The organism is Kitasatospora sp. NPDC101155, assembly GCF_044768305.1.
GTDB lineage: Bacteria > Actinomycetota > Actinomycetes > Streptomycetales > Streptomycetaceae > Kitasatospora.
Window position 1 is genome coordinate 1 of the sequence record NZ_JBIWPN010000046.1, and the last position, 19,904, is coordinate 19,904.

Annotated in this window: 5 protein-coding genes; all 5 read right to left on the bottom strand. The window is 74.2% G+C overall.

The window, feature by feature from the left end:
• Positions 1-268 precede the first annotated feature (268 nt).
• From ACIRYZ_RS37745 to ACIRYZ_RS37765, 5 genes are read right to left on the bottom strand one after another with little or no spacing between them, the layout of a single operon-like run.
• Positions 269-1,513 carry an MFS transporter gene (locus ACIRYZ_RS37745; RefSeq protein WP_402952987.1) on the bottom strand — a complete coding sequence of 415 codons (1,245 nt, stop codon included), beginning with the start codon at positions 1,511-1,513 and terminating at the stop codon, positions 269-271.
• Between the two features lie 8 nt (positions 1,514-1,521).
• On the bottom strand, positions 1,522-8,670 hold the full coding sequence (locus ACIRYZ_RS37750) for an amino acid adenylation domain-containing protein (protein ID WP_402952989.1): 7,149 nt from the start codon (positions 8,668-8,670) through the stop codon (positions 1,522-1,524).
• A gap of 38 nt (positions 8,671-8,708) precedes the next feature.
• On the bottom strand, positions 8,709-16,574 hold the full coding sequence (locus ACIRYZ_RS37755; protein WP_402952990.1) for an amino acid adenylation domain-containing protein: 7,866 nt from the start codon (positions 16,572-16,574) through the stop codon (positions 8,709-8,711).
• A gap of 26 nt (positions 16,575-16,600) precedes the next feature.
• Positions 16,601-18,292, bottom strand: a complete 1,692-nt coding sequence (locus ACIRYZ_RS37760) for a condensation domain-containing protein (RefSeq protein ID WP_402952992.1) — start codon at positions 18,290-18,292, stop codon at positions 16,601-16,603.
• A gap of 58 nt (positions 18,293-18,350) precedes the next feature.
• Positions 18,351-19,871, bottom strand: coding sequence for an AMP-binding protein (locus tag ACIRYZ_RS37765; RefSeq protein WP_402952994.1), 1,521 nt, complete (start codon positions 19,869-19,871; stop codon positions 18,351-18,353).
• Positions 19,872-19,904: the final 33 nt, after the last annotated feature.

Consider the following 19,904-nt stretch of genomic DNA (forward strand, 5'->3'; position numbering starts at 1 on the left):
CCAGTCCCACCCTCGATCGACGAACAGGCCGATCATGGCAGCCCGGACAACTGTTCATCAGCGGTTTGCGAATTTCCCAACGGAGTCCTGAAGCCCCGGGCTTCCTCGGCAGAATCAGGTGAAGACAGGATTGGACACCCTCGCACGGGCAATCTACGTCACGATCGACGACCAGCTGAAGGCTTCGCCGCATCTGGCTGCGTGGCGCCCGGCGGCCGGGATCGCGCCCAGGCTCAGGAAGGGCCGTGGCGGCGCCTTTCGCTTCGCCTCACGGCACCGGCAGTTCCCGTCGGGTGCGCAGGGGGCCGATGAGGAGGAGCAGGGCGCAGAGCGCGTTGCCCGTGTACAGGAGCCACAGGGCGCCCCGGTCGCCGAGGACGGTGCCCAGGGTTCCGCCGAGGAGGCTGCCGATCGGAATCGTCCCGTACATCACGAAGCGGATGCTGGAGCTGACCCTGCCGAGCATGTCCGGGGGGCAGTAGGCCTGGCGGAAGCTCACGATGATCACGTTTCCGGCGACGACCCCGGTCATCAGGCAGAAGTCTCCGACCAGGAAGGCCAGCAGGCCCGTGCCGTCCGTGGTGAGCGGGATCAGCAGTCCGAACGGGCCGCTGCAGAAGGCGCAGAGGATGACCGCCCGGGCGGTGCCGAACCGGCGGGCCAGGCGGGGCGAGATCACCGCGCCCAGGACGCCGCCGAGACCGGTCAGGGCGATCAGGACGCCGATGACGCCGCCGCCGGCGCCGACCGTTCGGCTGAGGAAGACGATCGCCAGGCACTGGGCGCCGGCCAGGAACAGGTTCATCACGGCGTCGCACGCCAGGATCGTCCGCAGGAACGGGTCCCGGGCGAGGAACACGATGCCCTCCCGGATCTCGGCGGCCAGGGACCGGTCGGCTCCCGCCCGCTCCTCGCGGCCGGGCGGGCTCTCGCGGGCGCGGATCCGGGTGAGGAGCACGGCCGAGATCAGGAAGCTCAGGCCGTCGGCGAGGAAACCCAGGGCCGCGTTCGCCGTCTGGGCCAGTACGCCGCCCGCCCCCGGGGCCGCGACCTCGGCGGCGGACTCGCTGGTCTGGAGCTTGGCGTTGCCGTCCGCCAGTTCCTCCTGCGGCAGGAGGGCGGGGATGTACGCGCTGTAGGCCGCGCGGAAGAACACGTCGGCGGTGCCGGACAGGAGGGCGACGAGAAGGAGTTGACCGGTCGTGAGGAGGCCCAGCCAGTCCGCCGCCGTCAGGGAGAACATCAGCACCGCCGACACCGTGTTGCACACGATCATCACCGGTCGGCGTCTCATCCGGTCGGTCCAGGCTCCTACGGGCAGGCCGAGCAGAAGCCACGGCATCCAGGCCGCGGCGCCCAGCAGGCCCATGGTGAAGGAGCCGGCGTCCAGTGTGTTCACCGCGATCAACGGCAGGAGCACGCGGGTGGTCGCACTACCGAACTGGCTGACGGACTCGCCGGCCCACAGGAGGCGGAAGTCGCGCCGGCGCAGGGCGCGGGGTGTCGTACTCATCGTCGTGCTCATCGGCGGACCACGCCCTCGCGCAGGAGCGCGGCGATCTGCGAGGCCGGTTTCGCGGCCATCATCTCGCCGTGCGTGCACGGTGCCTCGTGGTGGTCGATGCGGCCCGAGGTGTAGGGCTGCCAGGTCCCGGGCCCCGGTGCGTCGGCCTCGTGCGCGGCGCCGACGAGCGTGAGGTCGCCCCGGAAGACGCCCGGACGGTGGGCCGCGGCCAGCGTGTCATGGTGGACGTACGCCTCCCCCAGCGCGGCGATGGTCCCCTCGTCGAAGGCTGCCAGCGGGCCGTCCGCCGTCCGGGCCGCGCGGACGAGGTCGGCGAGGGTCATCGGGGCGAACCCCGTTGCGCAGGACGGCTCCTGTGCCGGGTAGCCGAGCGAGTCCAGCAGGTCCCGCAGGGGGTCCGCCGCGGCCGTCCCGGTCTGTGGCCGCGTCTCGGTGGCCGGGTAGCCGTCCAGGAGCACGAGGTGCGCCACGTCCTCGCCGTCCGCCTGGAGCCGCACCGCCACCGCGTGGGCGACCAGCGCGCCGAACGACCAGCCCAGGAGGTGGTAGGGGCCGCTCGGCTGGGCCGTGCGGATCAGGGTGGCGTAGTCGTCGGCCATCTCCGCGACGCTCGCGGGCCGCGCCCCCGGCTCGCCGAGAGCACGGGCCTGCAGCGCGTGGACGGGCCGGTCCGGGTCGAGGTGGTCGAGGAGGGCCCGGTACACCCAGCCGGTGCCGGCGCCCGGGTGGACACAGAACAGGGCGGGCTCGCCGTCGGCGCCGGACCGCAGGGTGACCAGGGGGGCGAGCGCGTCGTCCGTACCGCCGGACTCCGCGGTGCCACGCTCCGGTACGCGGGCGGCGAGGCCCGCGACGGTGGGGGCCGCGAAGAGGTCCTGGACACCCAGGTCCTCGCCGAGGGCCTCCCGGACACGGGACATCAGCCGAGCTGCCAACAGGGAATGGCCGCCGAGGTCGAAGAAGCCGTCGTCGGCGCCGACGGAGTCGTGGGGCAGGCCCAGTGCTTCGGCGAACAGGCCCGCGAGGACCTCCTCCCGCCGGGTCAGGGGTGCCCGTCGCGCCGCTCCCGCCGTGTGGGCCGGATCCGGTGCGGGCAGCGCCGTCCGGTCGAGCTTGTCGTTGGGTGTGCGCGGGAACGCGTCGAGCACGACGACCGCGGACGGAACCATGTGGGCCGGCAGGGCCTCGGCCACGTGGGCGCGCAGCGCGGAGGGCTCCACCGCGGCACCGTCCTGGCCCGGGACCACGTACCCGACCAGCCGCTTGCCGCCGCCCGGACCGTCGGAGCGTAGGGTCACGGCGGCCTGGGCGATGCCCGGGGCGGCTGCGAGCACCGCCTCGACCTCACCGAGTTCGACGCGGAAACCACGGATCTTCACCTGGTCGTCGGTGCGGCCGAGGTACTCCAGCCGCCCTTCGCGGTCCCAGCGCACCAGGTCGCCCGTGCGGTACATCCGGGCGCCCTCCTCGAACGGGCACGCCACGAACCGCTGGGCCGTCAGCCCCGGCCTGCGGTGGTAGCCCCGCGCCAGTCCGGCGCCCGCGAGGTACAGCTCGCCCCGCACGCCCGGCGCCACCGGGCGAAGCGCCGCGTCGAGGACGTACGCGCGGGTGTTGGCGACGGGGCCGCCCACCAGGGGGTGTTCGCTGCGGGCGGTGTCCCACCACAGGGCGTCGACCGTGCACTCGGTGGGGCCGTAGAGGTTGTGGCAGAGCATTCCCGGCGTGGCGCGCAGGCGGCTCCAGAGCTGTTCGTCGGCTGCTTCGCCGCCGATGAGCAGCATGCGTGGCGGAGCGTCGAGCAGACCTTCCGCCACCAGTTGGGCGGCGTGGGTGGGGGTCACGTCGACGACGTCGAGAGCTGCGTCGCCGATGTACCTGACGAAGGCTGCGGCGTCGCGTCGGACGTCGTCGCCGATGAGGTGCAGTTCGTGCCCGGCGACCATCCACATCAGGGCGTCCCAGGAGGCGTCGAACGACAGGGACGCGGCGAGTGCCACACGCAACTTCCGTGTGTCGTCGGTTCGTTCGGCGGCCGGGATGGTGTGGGTGCGATGGAAGGCGTGGAGGTTGCGCAGGGCCGCGTGGTCGACGACGACGCCCTTGGGGCGGCCGGTGGAGCCGGAGGTGTACACCAGGTACGCGGCGTCGGCGGGACGGGGCGCGCGGGTGGGGCTCTCGCAGGGCTCGGCCACGGTCGCGTTCCGGTCGTCGGTGAGGAGGAGAGGGATGCGCGGGGCCGCGTCCAGCGGGAGCCGGTGGGTGGTTTCGCGGTCGGTGACGAGGAGCGCCGGGGCGCAGTCCGTCAGGATGTGGGCGATCCGCTCGGCGGGGTGGTCCGTGTCGACGAACACGAACGCCGCGCCCGCCTTGAGGACGGCCAGCAGGGCGCACACGGCTGCGGGCGAGCGGGGCAGGGCGAGCGCGACCACCTGCTCGGGGCCCACGCCGGCCCGTGCGAGGCGGTGGGCCAGGCGGTTCGACCGGGCGTCGAGCTCGGCGAAGGTGATCTTCGTGGCGCCGTGCACGAGGGCGGTGGCCTGCGGGGTGCGGGCGCACTGGGCCTCGAACAGTTCGGGGAGGGTGGCGGGCGGCACCGGCAGCGCGGTGTCGTTCCACTCCGTCAGCAGGCGCTGCCGGTCGGCCCGCGTCAGGGGGTCGGCCGCGCCGACGGGCCGGTCGGGTTGCGCCGCGAGCAGGTGCAGCACCCGTTCCAGGGCGGCGGCGATGTCCTGGGCCGTGGTGTGGTCGAACAGTTCGGCTGCGTACTCCAGGAAGCCGCCGATCCCGGCGGGGGTGCCGTCGGCGGCGCGGCGTTCCTGGACGTCGACGGTCAGGTCGAACTGCGCGACGTCGAAGCGGAAGGGTTCACTGCGGACGTCGAGTCCGGCGAGTTCGAGCGCGGCGTCGGCACCGTCCTGCACCTGGAGCAGGATCTGGAAGAGGGGGTGGCGGGCGAGGGAGCGTTCGGGGTTGAGCGCCTCGACGACCCGCTCGAAGGGGACGTCCTGGTTCTCGTAGGCGGCGAGGTCGGCCTCGCGTACGCGGTGGAGGAGTTCGCCGAACGTGGGATCGCCGGAGACGTCGGTGCGCAGGACCAGGGTGTTGACGAAGAAGCCGACCAGGTCGTCCAGTGCCTCGTCCGGGCGGCCGGCGACCGGGGTGCCGATCGGGATGTCGGTGCCCGCACCGAGACGGGACAGGAGGACGGCCAGGCCCGCCTGGAGCACCATGAAGAGGGTGCAGCCGTGTTCCCGGGCCAGGCCCAGGAGGCGGGCGTGGAGGTCGGCGTCCAGTTCCACCGGCACCGAGCCGCCCGCGAAGGTCGCCGTCGCCGGACGGGGCCGGTCGTAGGGCAGGGCGAGTTCCGCCGGTGATGCGGTCAGCTCCTCGCGCCAGAAGGCGAGCTGGCGTGAGATCAGGCTTTCCTGGTCGTCCTCCTCGCCCAGAACCTGCCGCTGCCACAGGGTGTAGTCCGCGTACTGCACCGGAAGCGGCGACCAGTCGGGGCCGTGTCGCTCGGTCCGGGCCCGGTAGGCATCGGCCACGTCGCGGAAGAGGGGCCCCCAGGACCAGCCGTCGAGTGCGATGTGGTGGACCACCAGCACCAGCACCCACTCGTCCGCGCCGACGGCCAGGAGCGCCGCGCGCACGGGCGGGCGCCCGGCCAGGTCGAAGGGACGGGCCACCAGGGCGTCGAGGGCCTCGGCGGTGCCCTCGGGGCCGCACGGCACGACGTCGAGGGGCACCGTGCCGTCGGCCGGCAGCACCTGCTGGTAGGGCTCGCCGTCCTGTTCCGGGAACACCGTCCGCAGTCCTTCGTGGCGGGCGATGACGTCGGTGAGGGCCCGGGACAGCGCGTCGGTGTCCAGCCGGCCGCGCAGCCGCAGGGCGAACGGGCAGTGGTAGCCGGTGCCCTGGCCCGCGCGGCTCAGGAACCACAGGCGGCGCTGGGCGGGCGACAGGGGCAGGGTGTCCGGGCGGTCCGGGGCCGGGGTCAGGGCCGGGCGGGCGCGGCCCGGGCCGTCGAGGTCGCCGAGGCGGGCGGCGAGCCCGGCCACGGTGGGGTGCTGGAAGAGGTCCCGGATGCCCAGGTCGCCGCCGAGGGTCGCACGGATGCGGGAGAGCAGGCGGGTGGCCAGCAGGGAGTGTCCGCCGAGGTCGAAGAAGCCGTCGTCGGCGCCGATGGCGGACAGGCCGAGCACCTGAGCGAAGAGTTCCGCCAGGATCTCCTCGCGGGGGCCGCGCGGCGCCCGCGAGGAGGTCTGCGCGGTGAAGTCCGGTGCGGGCAGCGCGGTGCGGTCCAGCTTCCCGTTGCGGTTCATCGGGAGCGTCTCCAGGGCCACGACGGCCGAGGGGACCAGGTGGTCGGGCAGGCCGGCGGCGAGCCGCTTGCGCAGCGCGCCGGCCTCCACGGTGCGGCCCGCGGCCGCGGTCACGTACGCCACCAGGCGCTTGCCGCCGGGGCCTGTGTCCCGGGCGATCACCGCGGCCTGGGCCACCTCGGGGCAGCCGCGCAGCGCGGCCTCCACCTCGCCGGGTTCGATCCGGAAGCCCCGGATCTTGACCTGGTCGTCCGCGCGTCCCAGGTATTCGAGGCGGCCCTCGCGGTCCCAGCGGACCAGGTCACCCGTACGGTACATGCGGCCGCCGGCCTCGAAGGGGCAGGCGACGAAGCGTTGCGCGGTGAGCGAGGGGCGGTTGAGGTAGCCGCGGGCCAGGCTCGGGCCGGCCAGGTACAGCTCGCCGGGTACGCCGGGGGCGACGGGGCGCAGCCGGTCGTCGAGCACGTAGGCGCGGGTGTTGGCGATCGGGCGTCCCACCATCGGCTGCTCGCTGTGGGCCGCGTCCCACCACAGGGTGTCGACGCTGCACTCGGTGGGGCCGTAGAGGTTGTGGCACAGCATCCCGTCGGCCTCGCGGACCCGGGTCCACAGGGCTGCGCCCGCCGCTTCACCGCCCAGCAGCAGCACCTGGGGTCGGTGCGCGGGGTCGTCCAGCAGTCCCTCCTCGACCAGTTGCTCGGCGTAGGTCGGGGTGACGTCGAGGGCGTCGATGCCCGAGCGGGCGATGTGCCGGACCAGGGCGGCGGCGTCGCGGCGGGTGTCGTCGTCGATCAGGTGGAGTTCGTGGCCCGCGACCATCCAGAGCAGGCCCTCCCAGGAGGTGTCGAAGGAGAGCGCGGCGGTGAGTGCCATGCGCATCCTGCGGCCGTTGCCGATCTCCTGCGCGCGGGAGATGACGCCGGCTCGGTGGAAGGCGTACAGGTTGCGCAGTCCGGCGTGGTCGATCACCACGCCCTTGGGTTCGCCGGTGGATCCGGAGGTGTGGATGACGTAGGCGGCGCTGTGGGGGTGGATCTCGCGACCGAGGGGTGTGTCCGGGAAGTGGCCGGGGGCGTCGGCGAGGACGTGGGCGGCGCCGGTGTCGGGGAGGGTCGCCGTGGTGGCGAGGTCCGTGACGACGGTGGTCGTGGTGCGCAGCAGGCGGGCGATGCGCTCGGGCGGGTAGTCGGTGTCGACCGGGACGAACGCGGCGCCGGCCTTGAGCACGGCGAGGAGTGCGATCACCGAGGCGGCGGAGCGGGGCAGGGCCAGGGCGACGAGGTGCTCGGGGCCGACCCCGTGGTCGGCGAGGCGGTGCGCCAGGGTGTTGGCGCGTGCGTCGAGTTCGGCGAAGCTCAGCGCCGTGTCCTGGAAGACCAGGGCGGTTGCGTCGGGGGTGCGGGCGACCTGCGCCTCGAACAGCTCCGGGAGGGTCTGCGGGGGGACGGGGGCCGCGGTGTCGTTCCAGTGGATCAGGACCTGCTCGCGCTGTTCGGCGGAGAGGGGGTCGACGTGGGAGAGCGGCACGCCGGGGTCGGCGGCCAGGCGCTCCAGTACGCGGGCGATGCCGGCCGCCAGGTCCGTGGCCGTCTCGTGGTCGAAGAGGTCCGTCGCGTACTCCAGTGCTCCGGTGACCCCGGCCGGGGTGCCGTCGCTGCCCGTCCGCTCGTGGAAGTCCACCGTCAGGTCGAACTTGGCGATGTCCCAGCCGACCGGTTGCTCGGCGCAGCGCGTGCCGGGCAGGGTGAACGCCGGGCCGTGTCCGCTCTCCAGCGTCATCATCACCTGGAAGAGGGGGTGGCGGGCGAGGGAGCGTTCGGGGTTGAGCGCCTCGACGACCCGCTCGAAGGGGACGTCCTGGTTCTCGTAGGCAGCGAGGTCGGCCTCGCGTACGCGGTGGAGGAGTTCGGTGAAGGTGGGATCGCCGGATATGTCGGTGCGCAGAACCAGGGTGTTGACGAAGAAGCCGACCAGGTCGTCCAGTGCCTCGTCCGAGCGGCCCGCGACGACCGTGCCGACGGGGATGTCGGTGCCCGCGCCGAGGCGGGACAGGAGGACGGCAAGGCCGGCCTGGAGCACCATGAACAGCGTGCAACCGTGTTCCCGTGCCACGTCGAGCAGCCGTGCGTGCAGTTCGGCGTGCAGCGTGACGGGGAAGGAGCCGCCCGCGAAGCTCGCCACGGCCGGCCGGGGCCGGTCGTGGGGCAGGGCGAGTTCCGCGGGGGATCCTGCCAGCTCCTTCTTCCAGAAGTCGAGTTGGCGGGTGATCAGGCTGTCGGGGTCGTCGTCCTCCCCCAGGACCTGCCGTTGCCAGAGCGTGTAGTCGGTGTACTGCACCGGCAGCGGCTCGAAGTCGGGCGCCCGGCCCTCGCGCCGGGCCGCGTAGGCGGCGGCCAGGTCGCCGAGCAGCGGCGCCCACGACCAGCCGTCCGTCGCGATGTGGTGCACGACCAGCAGCAGCACCCACTGGTCGCCGCCCAGCTCGAACAGCTCTGCCCGGAGGGGGAGTTTGGTGGTGAGGTCGAAGACGTGCCCGGCCTCTTCGGCGAGGGCGGTCGCGAGGTTCGCCTCCGTTGTCCGGGTGACCCGGAGGCGCGGGAGGCGGTCCGACACCTGCTGCACGGGCTCTCCGTCGGCCTCGGGGAACACGGTTCGCAGCACGTGGTGGCGGGCGGCGAGGTCGCCGAGCGCCGCGCCGAGGGCGGCCACGTCGAGCGGGCCGTGCAGCCGGGTGGCCAGCGGGCAGTTGTAGGCCGAGCCGGTCTCGCCCATCTGGTTGAGGAACCACAGCCGCCGCTGGGCGAACGAAACGGGAAACACAGGACCTCCTGGGACGTGCGGGTGTGCGACGGGCGGGTTCAGGACTTCGTGGGGCGCAGCGCGGGGCGTGCCCGGGGCGCGTCGTCCAGTCGGGCGGCGGTCATGGCCGGTGTGGGGTTCTGGAACAGGTCGCGGATCTTCAGCTCGCGGCCCAGCTCCGCCCGGATCCGGCTGATGAGGCGGGTCACCAGCAGCGAGTGGCCGCCGAGGGCGAAGAAGTTGTCGTCGGGGCCGACCGACTCCTTGCCGAGCACCTGCGCGTACAGCTCGCGGACCCGCTGTTCGGTCCCGTCGCCGGTGTCCGGTGCGGCCGTGTTCTCGGACGGCCGGTCCTGGGCGGGGTGCGGCAGTCGCGCGAGCGTGCCCACCGGCTGCCCGGGGTCGGCCGCGAGGTTCCGCAGGACGGCGGCCAGGTCCTGCGCCATCCGCTCGGCGGTCCGGTGGTCGAACAGTTCGGCGGCGTAGGTGAGTTCGCCGGTGAGGCCGAGCGGGCTGCCGTCCGCCGCGCGCTGTTCGCCGAGGTCGATGCCCAGGTCGAACTTCGACACCTGCCACTCGACGGGGTGAGCCTGTGCGTCGAGGCCTGCCAGGCGGGGCAGGGCCGGGGGCTCGTTCTGCACCTGGAGCAGCACCTGGAAGAGGGGGTGGCGGGCCAGGGAGCGTTCGGGGTTGAGGTCGACCACGACCCGTTCGAAGGGCACGTCCTGGTGCTCGTACGCGGCGAGGTCGGTCTCGCGCACCCGGTGCAGGAGGTCGGTGAAGGTGGGATCGCCGGAGACGTCGGTGCGCAGCACGAGGGTGTTGACGAAGAAGCCGACGAGGTCGTCGAGTGCTTCGTCCGAGCGGCCCGCGACCACGGTGCCGATGGGGATGTCAGTGCCCGCGCCCAGGCGCGACAGCAGAACCGCGAGGCCGGCCTGGAGCACCATGAACAGGGTGCAGCCGTGCTGCCGGGCCAGTTCCAGCAGGCGGGCGTGGAGGTCCGCGTCGAGCTCCACCGGGACGGAGCCGCCCGCGAAGCTCGCCACGGCCGGCCGGGGCCGGTCGTGGGGCAGGGCCAGCTCGGCCGGGGCGTCGGCCAGTTCCTTCCTCCAGAAGTCCAGTTGGCGACGGATCAGGCTGTTCGGGTCGTGCTCGTCCCCGAGCAGCTCGCGTTGCCACAGGGTGTAGTCGGTGTACTGCGCCGGGAGCGGCTCGAAGTCGGGCGCGTGGCCTTCCCGCCGGGCCGCGTAGGCGGTCGCCAGGTCGCCCAGCAGGGGCGCCCAGGACCAGCCGTCGGTGGCGATGTGGTGCACCACCAGCACCAGCACCCATGCGTCGCCGCCCAGTTCGAACAGCCGGGCGTGCAGGGGCAGGTCCTGCGCGAGGTCGAAGTGGTGGCCCGCCGCCTCGCGTACGGCCCCGGGCAGGTCCGCCTCGGTGAGGCGCTCGCACTGCACCGTCACCGGTGCCTGTGCCGCGGTGCGCAGCCGGATCCGGGGTTCCCCGTCGATCTCGTCGAACAGGGTCCGCAGCACGTCGTGGCGGGCGGTGAGATCGCCGAGTGCCGCGTTCAGGGCGGCCACGTCCAGCGGGCCGTGCAGCCGGTAGGCGAAGGGGACGTTGTGGTCCGCGGACTCCTCCTGCGCCTGCTGGGCGAACCACAGCCGGTGCTGGGCGAAGGACAGCGGGGGCTCCTGCGCGCACGGTGTCCGGCGCAGTGGCGGCCGGGCGTGCCCGGCGCGGCCCGCCAGCTCGGCCAGCGCGGCGACGGTCTGCGCCCGGAAGACGTCCCGCAGCGACAGTTCGACGCCCAGGGCCGTGCGGACGCGGCTGACCAGCCTGGTCGCGAGCAGGGAGTGGCCGCCCAGGTCGAAGAAGCCGGCGTCGGCGGCGACGGTGTCGAGGTCCAGGAGCTCGGCGAAGAGACCCGCCAGGATCTCCTCCCGGGGGGTGCGCGGCGGGCGGCCGTCGGTGGACGGCGCGGGTTCGGGCAGGGCCCGGTAGTCCACCTTGCCGTTGGCGGTCAGCGGCAGGTCGTCCAGGACGACGATGTACGCGGGGATCATGTAGTCCGGCAGCAGGCCGGCGAGCCGGGCACGCACGTCGGACCGGGAGAGTGCGCCCACCACGTAGCCGACCAGCCGCTTCTCGCCGTCCCCGGCCGCCCTGGCGGTGACCACGGCCTGGCGTACGCCCGGGCAGGCGGCGAGCGCGGCCTCGACCTCGCCCGGCTCGACCCGGAAGCCGCGGACCTTCACCTGCTCGTCGGCCCGGCCGAGGAATTCCAGCAGGCCGTCCGTCCGCAGACGGGCCAGGTCGCCGGTGCGGTACATCCGGGTCCCGGGTGCGCCGAAGGGGTCGGCGACGAAGCGCTGGGCGGTCGTCGCCGGCCGCCGGTGGTAGCCGCGCGCCACTCCGGCACCGGCGACGTACAGCTCGCCGGGGGTGCCGGGCGGCACTGGGCGCAGCCGGTCGTCGAGCACGTGGACGCGGGTGTCGTCCAGCGGCCGGCCGATCGGCACCGGGCCGTCGGCGTGGCCGGTGACGAGGTGGGAGGTCGCGCAGAGGGTCACCTCGGTCGGGCCGTACAGGTGGCGGATGGCCGTGGCCGGGCAGGCGGCCTGCACCGCCCGTACCGCGGCGGGGCTGACCACGTCGCCGCCGGTCAGCACCTCGCGCACGGTGGCCAGGATGCCGGGGTGCTCCTCGGCGACCACCCGGAACAGTCCGGCGGTGAGGTGGACGGCCGTGATCCGCTCGTCGCGGATGAGTGCACCGAGTGCGGCGACGGTGAGTTCGCCCTCGGGGGCGACGACCACCTGCCAGCCGGACAGGAGGGCCACCCACAGCTCGTAGTCGGCGATGTCGAAGGCGTGCGGGGCGTGGAACAGCACGCGCTGGGGTCCGCCGGTGTGCCAGCTGCGGTCCGCCACCAGGTCCAGGACGTCCCGGTGGGTGACGGCGACGCCCTTGGGCTCGCCGGTGGAGCCCGAGGTGTGCATGAGGTAGGCCAGCTGGTCGGGTCGGCACCGCGCCGGCGGGGCGGCGGGGTCGCTGTCGCCGGTTCCGGCCGGGCCGTCGGCTTCGGCTCCGCTCACGAGGACGGTCTGCCCGCAGTCGAGTTCCAGCCGGTGGAACCGCTCGTCCACCAGCAGGACCGGGCAGCCGGCGTCGTCGAGGATCCGCTGGATGCGCGGGGCGGGGTGGCCGGTGTGCAGCGGCACGTACGCGCCGCCGGCCTTGAGGACGGCCAGCATCGCCACGACCACGTCGGGGGAACGCCCCATCAGCACGCCGACCGGGGTCTCGGTGCCGACACCGATCCGGGTCAGCCGGTGTGCGAGCCGGTTCGCGCGCTCGTCGAGCTCGCGGTACGTCAGCTCGACCGGTCCGGCCTTGAGCGCGACGTCGTCAGGGGTGCGGGCCACCTGGCGGGTGAACGCCAGGTGGACTCCCCCGGGGGTATCCGGGCGCGACGGCGCGGCGGCCGGCCGCTCCCCGACCAGCCGGGTGTGCTCGCCGGGCAGCAGCAGTTCCAGCTCCGACACCCGTGCGCGCGGCCGGGAGACCACCGACTCCAGGACCGTGCGCAGCCGTGCGCCGAGTGTGCGGACGGTGTCGCGGTCGAAGAGCTCGGTGCGGTACTTGGCCACGGCGCGCAGCCCGCCCGCCGGACCGCTCTCCTCGGTGAACTGGAACGCGAGGTCGAACTCGGCCTCGGTGACGTCGACTTCCTTCGTGTCGGCGGTGAGCCCGGCCAGCTCCACGGCGGCCGTGGACGCCGCGCGCCGCAGGGTCAGCGCCACCTGGAAGAGGGGGTGACGGGCCAGCGAGCGGCGCGGGTTGACCGCCTCGACGACCTGTTCGAAGGGCACGTCCTGGTGGGCGAACGCGGCCAGGTCGGTCTCCCGTACCCGGTGCAGCAGCTCGCCGAAGGCGGGGTCGCCCGAGACGTCGGTGCGCAGGACCAGGGTGTTGACGAAGAAGCCGACCAGGTCGTCCAGTGCCTCGTCCGAGCGGCCCGCGGCCACCGTTCCCACCGGGATGTCCGTGCCCGCGCCGAGGCGGGACAGCAGCACCGCGAGCGCCGCCTGGAGCACCATGAACAGGGTGCAGCCGTGTTCCCGTGCCAGCGCTTCGAGCCGGCCGGTGAGTGCGGCGTCCAGGTCGAAGGCGACCGCGTCGCCCGCCGGGCCGGCCACCGCCGGGCGGGGGCGGTCGGCGGGCAGGGCCAGCTCCTCGGGCAGCCCGGACAGCGCCTCGCGCCAGTAGGCGAGCTGCTCCTCCCCCACGCCCTCCAGCAGGTCCCGCTGCCAGAGCGTGTAGTCGGCGTACTGCACCGGCAGCGGTGCGCGGTCCGGCTCCCGGCCCTCCCGCCGGGTCGCGTACGCCGCCGCGAGGTCGCCGAGCAGCGGCCCCCAGGACTCGCCGTCGGTGGCGATGTGGTGGAGCGCCAGGACCAGGGTGTGCTCGTCGGTCCCGGCCGTCAGCAGGGCGGCGCGGACCGGGGCGGCCACGGCCAGGTCGAAGGCGCGGCCCGCGACCTCGGCGATGTCGGCCCGGGCGGCGTCGAGGACCTCCAGCTCCAACGGGGCCGCGGGCAGCACGCGCTGGCACGGCTCGCCGCCCACCTCCGGGTAGACGGTGCGCAGGACCTCGTGCCGTTCGGCGAGGTCGACCAGCGCCGCGCGCAGCGCGGGCACGTCGACCGGGCCGCTGAGCCGGGCGGCCACCGCGCTGTGGTAGGCGGGGTTCGGCCCGTCGAGGCGGTCGAGGAACCACAGCCGCCGCTGGGCGGCGGACAGCGGCAGCCGGGCGGGGCGCTGCGCGGGCCGCAGCGCCGGGCGGGCGCCGCCCGCGCCGTCGAGGCGGGCGGCGAGGCCCGCGACCGTGGGGGTGTTGAAGACCTCGCGGACCCCCAGTTCCACGCCGAGGGCGCCGCGCACCTGGGTCACCAGGCGCATGGCCAGCAGGGAGTGGCCGCCCAGGTCGAAGAAGTCGTCGTCCACGCCGATTTCGGGCAGGCCCAGCACCGCGGCGAACAGGCCCGCCAGGACCTCCTCGTGGGCGGTGCGCCCGGTGCGGCCCCCCGCGCGGTGGCCGGGTGCGGGCAGGGCCCGCCGGTCGAGCTTCCCGTTCGGCGTCACCGGCAGGCCGTCGAGGACGACCACCGCCGGCACCATGTGCTCCGGCAGCACGGCGGCCAGGGCACGGCGCAGCGCGGCGGGCGTCGGGTCGGCGCCCGTGGCCGGCACCACGTAGGCGACCAGCCGCGGATCGCCCGGCCGGTCCTCGCGGACGACGACGGCCGCGTGGGCGACGCCGTCGCAGCCCGCGGCGGCGTTCTGCACCTCGCCGAGCTCGATCCGGAAGCCGCGGATCTTCACCTGGTCGTCGGTGCGCCCCAGGTATTCCAGGACGCCGTCCGGGCGCCAGCGCACCAGGTCACCGGTGCGGTACATGCGCTGGCCCGGCGCGAAGGGGCAGGCCACGAACCGCTCGGCGGTCAGCCCGGGCCGGCCGAGGTAGCCGCGTGCCAGCTGGACGCCGGCCAGGTAGAGCTCACCGGCCGTGCCGGGCGCGGCCGGTTCGAGCCGGCCGTCGAGCACGTACGCGCGGGTGTTGGCGGCGGGGCGGCCGATCGGGACGGGGCCGGGGCCGGGCCGGCAGGCCCAGAGGGTGACGTCGACGGCGGCCTCGGTCGGGCCGTAGAGGTTGTGGAGCTCGGTGTCCGGGAGGGTGCGGAAGAACGTCTCCTGGGTGTGAGGGGAGAGCGCTTCGCCGCTGCTGATCACCCGGCGCAGCGAGCGGGCCCGCGACGCGTCCGGCCCGCTCAGGAACGCGTCCAGCATGGACGGCACGAAGTGCGCGGTGGTGACGGACTCGCGTTCGATCAGCTCGGCCAGGTACGACGGGTCCTGATGGCCGTCGGGCCGGGCCACCACCAGGGTGGCGCCGGTCAGCAGCGGCCAGAAGAACTCCCACACCGACACGTCGAAGCCGCACGGCGTCTTCTGCAGCACACGGTCGTCGGGACCGAGCCGGTAGGTGCGCTGCATCCACTCCAGCCGGTTGACGATGGCCTCGTGGGAGACGAGGGCGCCCTTGGGGCGGCCGGTGGAGCCCGAGGTGAAGATGGCGTAGGCGGGGTGGCGGGGGTCGAGGGTGGGCCGGGGAGCGGGCTTGGCCTCGGGGAGCGGGGCGTCCAGTCGCAGGGTCGGCGTCCCCGGCGCCTGCCAGCCGGAACTCAGCAGCAGTGCCGGAGCGGCGTCCGCCATGATGCCGAGGTTGCGCGCCGCGGGCTGGCCGAGGTCGACGGGCAGGTACGCGGCGCCGGCCTTGAGCACGGCGCACAGGGCGACGATCAGCTCCAGGGAGCGCGGCAGCGCGACCGCGACCAGGCTCTCGGGCCCGATGCCGCGGGCGGTCAGCACGGACGCCAGGCGGCCGGCGCGCTCGTCCAGCGCGCGGTAGCTCAGGCGCTGCCCCTCGAAGACGACGGCGGTGGCCTCGGGGGTGCGGGCGACCTGGGCCTCGATCAGTTCGGGCAGGGCTTGGGCGGGGAAGTCGGCGGCGGTGTCGTTCCAGTCCACGAGGACGCGGCCCCGCTCCTGGGCGGTGAGGGTGTCGAGGGCACTGACCGGGGTGTCGGGGTCGGCCGCCCACCGCTCCAGCAGCCGCACCAGCCGGGCGCCGAGTTCCGCCGTCCGCGCCCGGTCGAGCAGTTCGGGGTGGTGGCTGAGCCTGAGCCCGAGTGAGGCGCCCGGCTCGACCACCAGGGTGAGCGGGAAGTGCGTGGTGTCCCGGAACCGGATCTGCGCGTCCAGGTCGACGCCCGGCAGGTCGAGCGCGTAGTCGCTCATCGGGAAGTTCTCGAAGACCAGGTTCGTGTCGAAGAGGGCGGCCGGGGAGCCGGCCAGGCGCTGGAGCTCGGTCAGTCCGAGGTGGTCGTGGTCGGCCAGGTCGGCGCGCTGGTGCTGCAGCGCCCGGCACGTCTCGCGCAGCGGGGCGGATCCGTCGATCCGGGCGCGGACCGGCACGGTGTTGATGAGCATGCCGATCATCTGGTCGGATCCGGCCAGTTCCGCGGGCCGGCCGCTGACCGTGCAGCCGAACACGACGTCGTCGTGGCCGGTGCTGCGCGCGAGCAGGACGGCCCAGGCGCCCTGGATCACGCTGGTGAGCAGCAGGCCGCACTCCCGGGCCCGGGCGGTCAGGGCCGCCGTCTGCTGCTCGCCCAGGTGCAGGACCACGTCCTCGGGGGTGGCCCCGGGCGACACCTGGCCGCCCGGAGCGAGCCGGGTGGGCTGGTCGAGACCGGCCAGTACGGTGCGCCAGGCCTGCTCGGCCGCCGGGCGGTCGCGCCGCGCCAGGTGGGTCAGGTAGGTGCGGTACGGCCGGACGGGCGGCAGTTCGCCGTTCCCGTAGAGGGCGAACAGTTCGCGGAAGAGCAGTCCGAACGACCAGCCGTCCAGGAGCAGGTGATGGGCGGTCACCAGGAGCCGGTGCCGTGTGGCGCCGAGCCTGACGACGGTGAAGCGCAGCAGCGGCGGGCGGCGGCTGTCCACTCCCAGGGCCCAGTCCTGCTCGGTCAGTTCGGCGGCGCGGGCCTCGGCGGCCGGCGCGTCGAGACCGCCGAGGTCGTGCTCCTGCCAGGCCAGCGGCATGTCGCGACGGACCACCTGGACGGGGTCGCCGTTCCTGCGGTGCGTGAAGGCGACCCGGAGGTTGGCGTGGCGGCGCAGCAGGGCGCCGGCGGCCTCCTTGAGCCGGTCCGGGTCGAGCGCGCCGTCCAGGTCGACCGTGAACTGCGCGATGTAGAGGTGCTTCGACTCCGGGTCGTATCCGGAGTGGAAGAGCATGCCCTCCTGCAGCGGGGAGAGCGGCAGGACGTCCTCGATCGCCGGCTGGCTGGTGTTCATGGGCTGGGTTCGCTTTCTGGAGTGCGTCAGAGGACGTCGAGGGCGGCTGCGAGATCGTCCAGCTCGTCCTGGTCGATCGTGGAGAGCGTGAGATCGGCGGCGACCGCGGCGCCGGCGTCCGGACGGGCGGCGTACGCGACGAGGGCGGTGAGCATCCGGAACCAGGACTCGGCGAGTGCGCGTACCTGCGGCTCGTCGAGCACGCCCTGCGCCCAGGCCCAGTCGGCGTGCAGGACGGGCCCGTCCGCCGAGTCGAGGACGAACGCGTTGACCTCGACGGGGTGCGCCATGGGCATGCCGGGTCCGGGGGCGTCCAGCCGGGCACCGTACTCGGGCAGCAGCTGCCAGTCGGCGTCGCCTGCCCCGCCGAAACGGCCGAGGTAGTTGAAGCCGAGCTGCGCCGGGTCCGTGGCGGCCAGCACCTGTCGGGCGTGCGGGTCGAGATGGCGCAGCAGGCCGTAGCCGAGCCCCTTGCGGGGGATCGCGCGCAGCTGTTCCTTCACCCGTCGCAGGGCGAGGGCGACGGTGGGGCCGCCGTGCACGGCGTCGGGTGCGTCCAGTCCGTCCAGCGCGAAGCGGGTGGGGAAGAGGGTGGTGAACCAGCCGACCGTGCGGGAGAGATCGGCCTCGGCGGGGATCTCCTCGCGGCCGTGTCCCTCCAGGTCCACCAGGAGGCTCGGCCCGCAGGCGGGCCAGCGGGCCAGGGCGAGTGCGAGGCCGGTCAGCAGCAGCTCGTTGGTGTCCGCGCCCAGCCGGTCGGGCACCGACGTCAGCAGCGGTTTGACCGTGGCGGCGGGAAGGCTCAGGGCGAGGTGTGCGGCCAGGTCCTCGTGGTCGCGGGCCGGGTCGAGGGGGCGGCGGCCGACGGGGTCGGTTCCCGGGCGCAGCACGCCGTTCCAGTACGGGAGTTCGGCGGCGCTCCGGTCGTCGGCGGCTTCCGCCGCGAGCAGTTCGGACCAGCGGCGGAAGGAGGTGGGCACGGGATCGAGGCGTGGCGCTCGGCCGGCCGTGACCGCCGCCCATGCCTGCGCCAGGTCGCCGGTCAGCACCCGCCAGGAGATTCCGTCGACGACCAGGTGGTTGACGACGAGGGCGAGGCGGCCGGGCCGGTCCGGGCCCGCGTCGAACCAGACGGCCCGGACGAGCACGCCGTCCTCGGTCGACAGGCGGTCCCGGGCCGCGTGCACCTCCCGCTCGACCTCGCGGGCGGTTTCCGCGCCGTCCGTTCGGACCCGGAGGAGACAGTCCTCGGCCCTGACGGTGCCGGCCGCCCGGGTGTGCGGCACCCCGTCGACCGTGTGCAGCCGGAGCATGTCGTGCCGGTCGAGGACGGCCTGCAGCACCGTGTGCGCGGCCTCCTCGGTCAGTTCCGCCGGGGTGCGCACCACCAGGAACTGGTAGTAGCTGTCGGCCGGTCCGCCGCGCTCGCGAAGCCAGTGCATGATCGGCGTCGGCCGGATCGGCCCGATGCCGTCGTCCTCGCCGGCCCGGCGGGCGGGCGCCAGCGGTCGGGCGGTGGCGGCCAGGGCCGCCACGTCCGGCTGGGTCAGCACGTCGCGGACGGTGACGGCCAGTCCGGCCCGGCGGGCGGCACCGACGACCTGGACGGCGATGATGCTGTCGCCGCCCAGCCGGACGAAGCCGTCCTGCGGTCGGACCTGCGGTACCGCGAACAGGTCCGCCAGTACGCCGCACAGGATCTGCTCCGGCGTTGTCACGTCGTTCTCCATCGTTGTCTGCCTTGTTCTCGCTCGTTCTCGTTCTGTGGCGGGCTTCTCAGGCGGTGCGGACCGTGCCGAACAGCGTGCGCAGCCGTGCCCGGTCGACCTTTCCGTTCGCGGTCACCGGCAGTTCCTCCAGCGCGTGGAAGTGTTTGGGCACCATGTACGCGGGCAGGTGCGCGGCGCAGTGCGCGGCGAGCAGTTCGGGCTGCGTGCCGTCGGTCGTCGTCGGGGTGTAGGCGGCGGCGAGCCGGCGGGAGCCGGCGACCTCCACGGCCACCACCACGGCCCGGCGCACGCCCGGCAGCGCGTTGAGGACCGCTTCGACCTCGCCGGGCTCGACGCGGTAGCCGTTCACCTTGAGCTGGTCGTCGGCCCGTGCCACGAAGTGGAAGTCGGTGCCGTCGAAGCGGACCAGGTCGCCGGTGGCGTAGCAGCGGCGCGCCGTGCCGTCGTCGTGCGGCAGGGTGCGGAACCTGGCGTCGGTGAGCTCCTGGTCGCCGAGGTAGCCGAGGCCGACGTTGTCGCCGGCGACCATCAGTTCGTCCTCCTCGCCCGGGGCGAAGGGCCGCAGCGCGCCGTCCGCGTGGCGGAGCAGTTCCGCTCCGGCGACCGGGCGTCCGATCGGCGGGTGGTCGGGCCAGTCAGCGGCCTGGTGGGGCGCCAGCCGGTGCTGGGTGACGACGTGGGTCTCGCTGGGCCCGTACTCGTTGACCAGGGTGATGCCGCCCGACGCGCAGAAGCTGCGCACCTCGGCGTTGACGACCAGGCGCTCGCCCGCCACGGCGATCTCCCGCAGGTCGGGCATCGCGTCCGGTTCGAACGCGGCGGCCGTGGCCAGCGCGTGCAGGCCGACCACCGGCAGGAAGAGCCGGGCCACCCGGTGCTCGCGGATCACGTCCATCAGCGTGAAGGGGTCCTGGCGCTGGTGGTCGTCCACGACGACCAGCCGGGCTCCGGCGAGCCAGGTGGCGACGAGTTCCTCGTAGCCCACGTCGAAGCCGATGGACGCCGCCTGCAGGGTGTGCGGCGGGCGGTCGTAGGACCAGTGCCGGACGTGCCAGTCGCCGAGGGCGGCCAGGACTCCCGGCGGCACGGCCACCGACTTGGGCTCGCCGGTGGATCCCGAAGTGGGGATGACGTAGCCGACCGGTCCTTCGCGGGGTACCTCCAGCGGGTCGCCGCGCACCTCGTCGACGGTGTGCTCGCTGCCGTCCGGGCCGGTCGGCCCGGCGTCGTCGGCGCGCAGCACGAGGTCGCTGAACCGGGTGATCTTCGCGGCCCGGGGCGCGGGCATGCCGGGGTCGACGCAGACCACGCCGGCTCCGGCCCGCCAGGCGCCGAGCACGGCGGCGCAGCGTGTCCAGGACCGGTGGCCGTGGACGGCGACGACGTTGCCCGGTCCCAGGCCGCGGGCGGCGAGGCCGCCGGCGATCTCGGCGGACAGCTGGTCGAGTTCGGCGTAGGTGTGCTGGACGCCGCGGTCGACGACCGCCACCGAGGCGTGGTGGCGGCGGACGGCGGCGAGCAGGGGGTGGATGAGCGACCGCCGTGAACCGCTCGCTTCGGTGTACATGGAAGTCCCTTCTCGGGTCGTGTCCGTCGCGGG

Excerpts from the sequence above, each read along its gene's own strand:
- ACIRYZ_RS37745 (WP_402952987.1), bottom strand. The coding sequence starts at position 1,513 with ATGAGTACGACACCCCGCGCCCTGCGCCGGCGCGACTTCCGCCTCCTG.
- ACIRYZ_RS37755 (WP_402952990.1), bottom strand. The coding sequence starts at position 16,574 with ATGAACACCAGCCAGCCGGCGATCGAGGACGTCCTGCCGCTCTCCCCG.
- ACIRYZ_RS37765 (WP_402952994.1), bottom strand. The coding sequence starts at position 19,871 with ATGTACACCGAAGCGAGCGGTTCACGGCGGTCGCTCATCCACCCCCTG.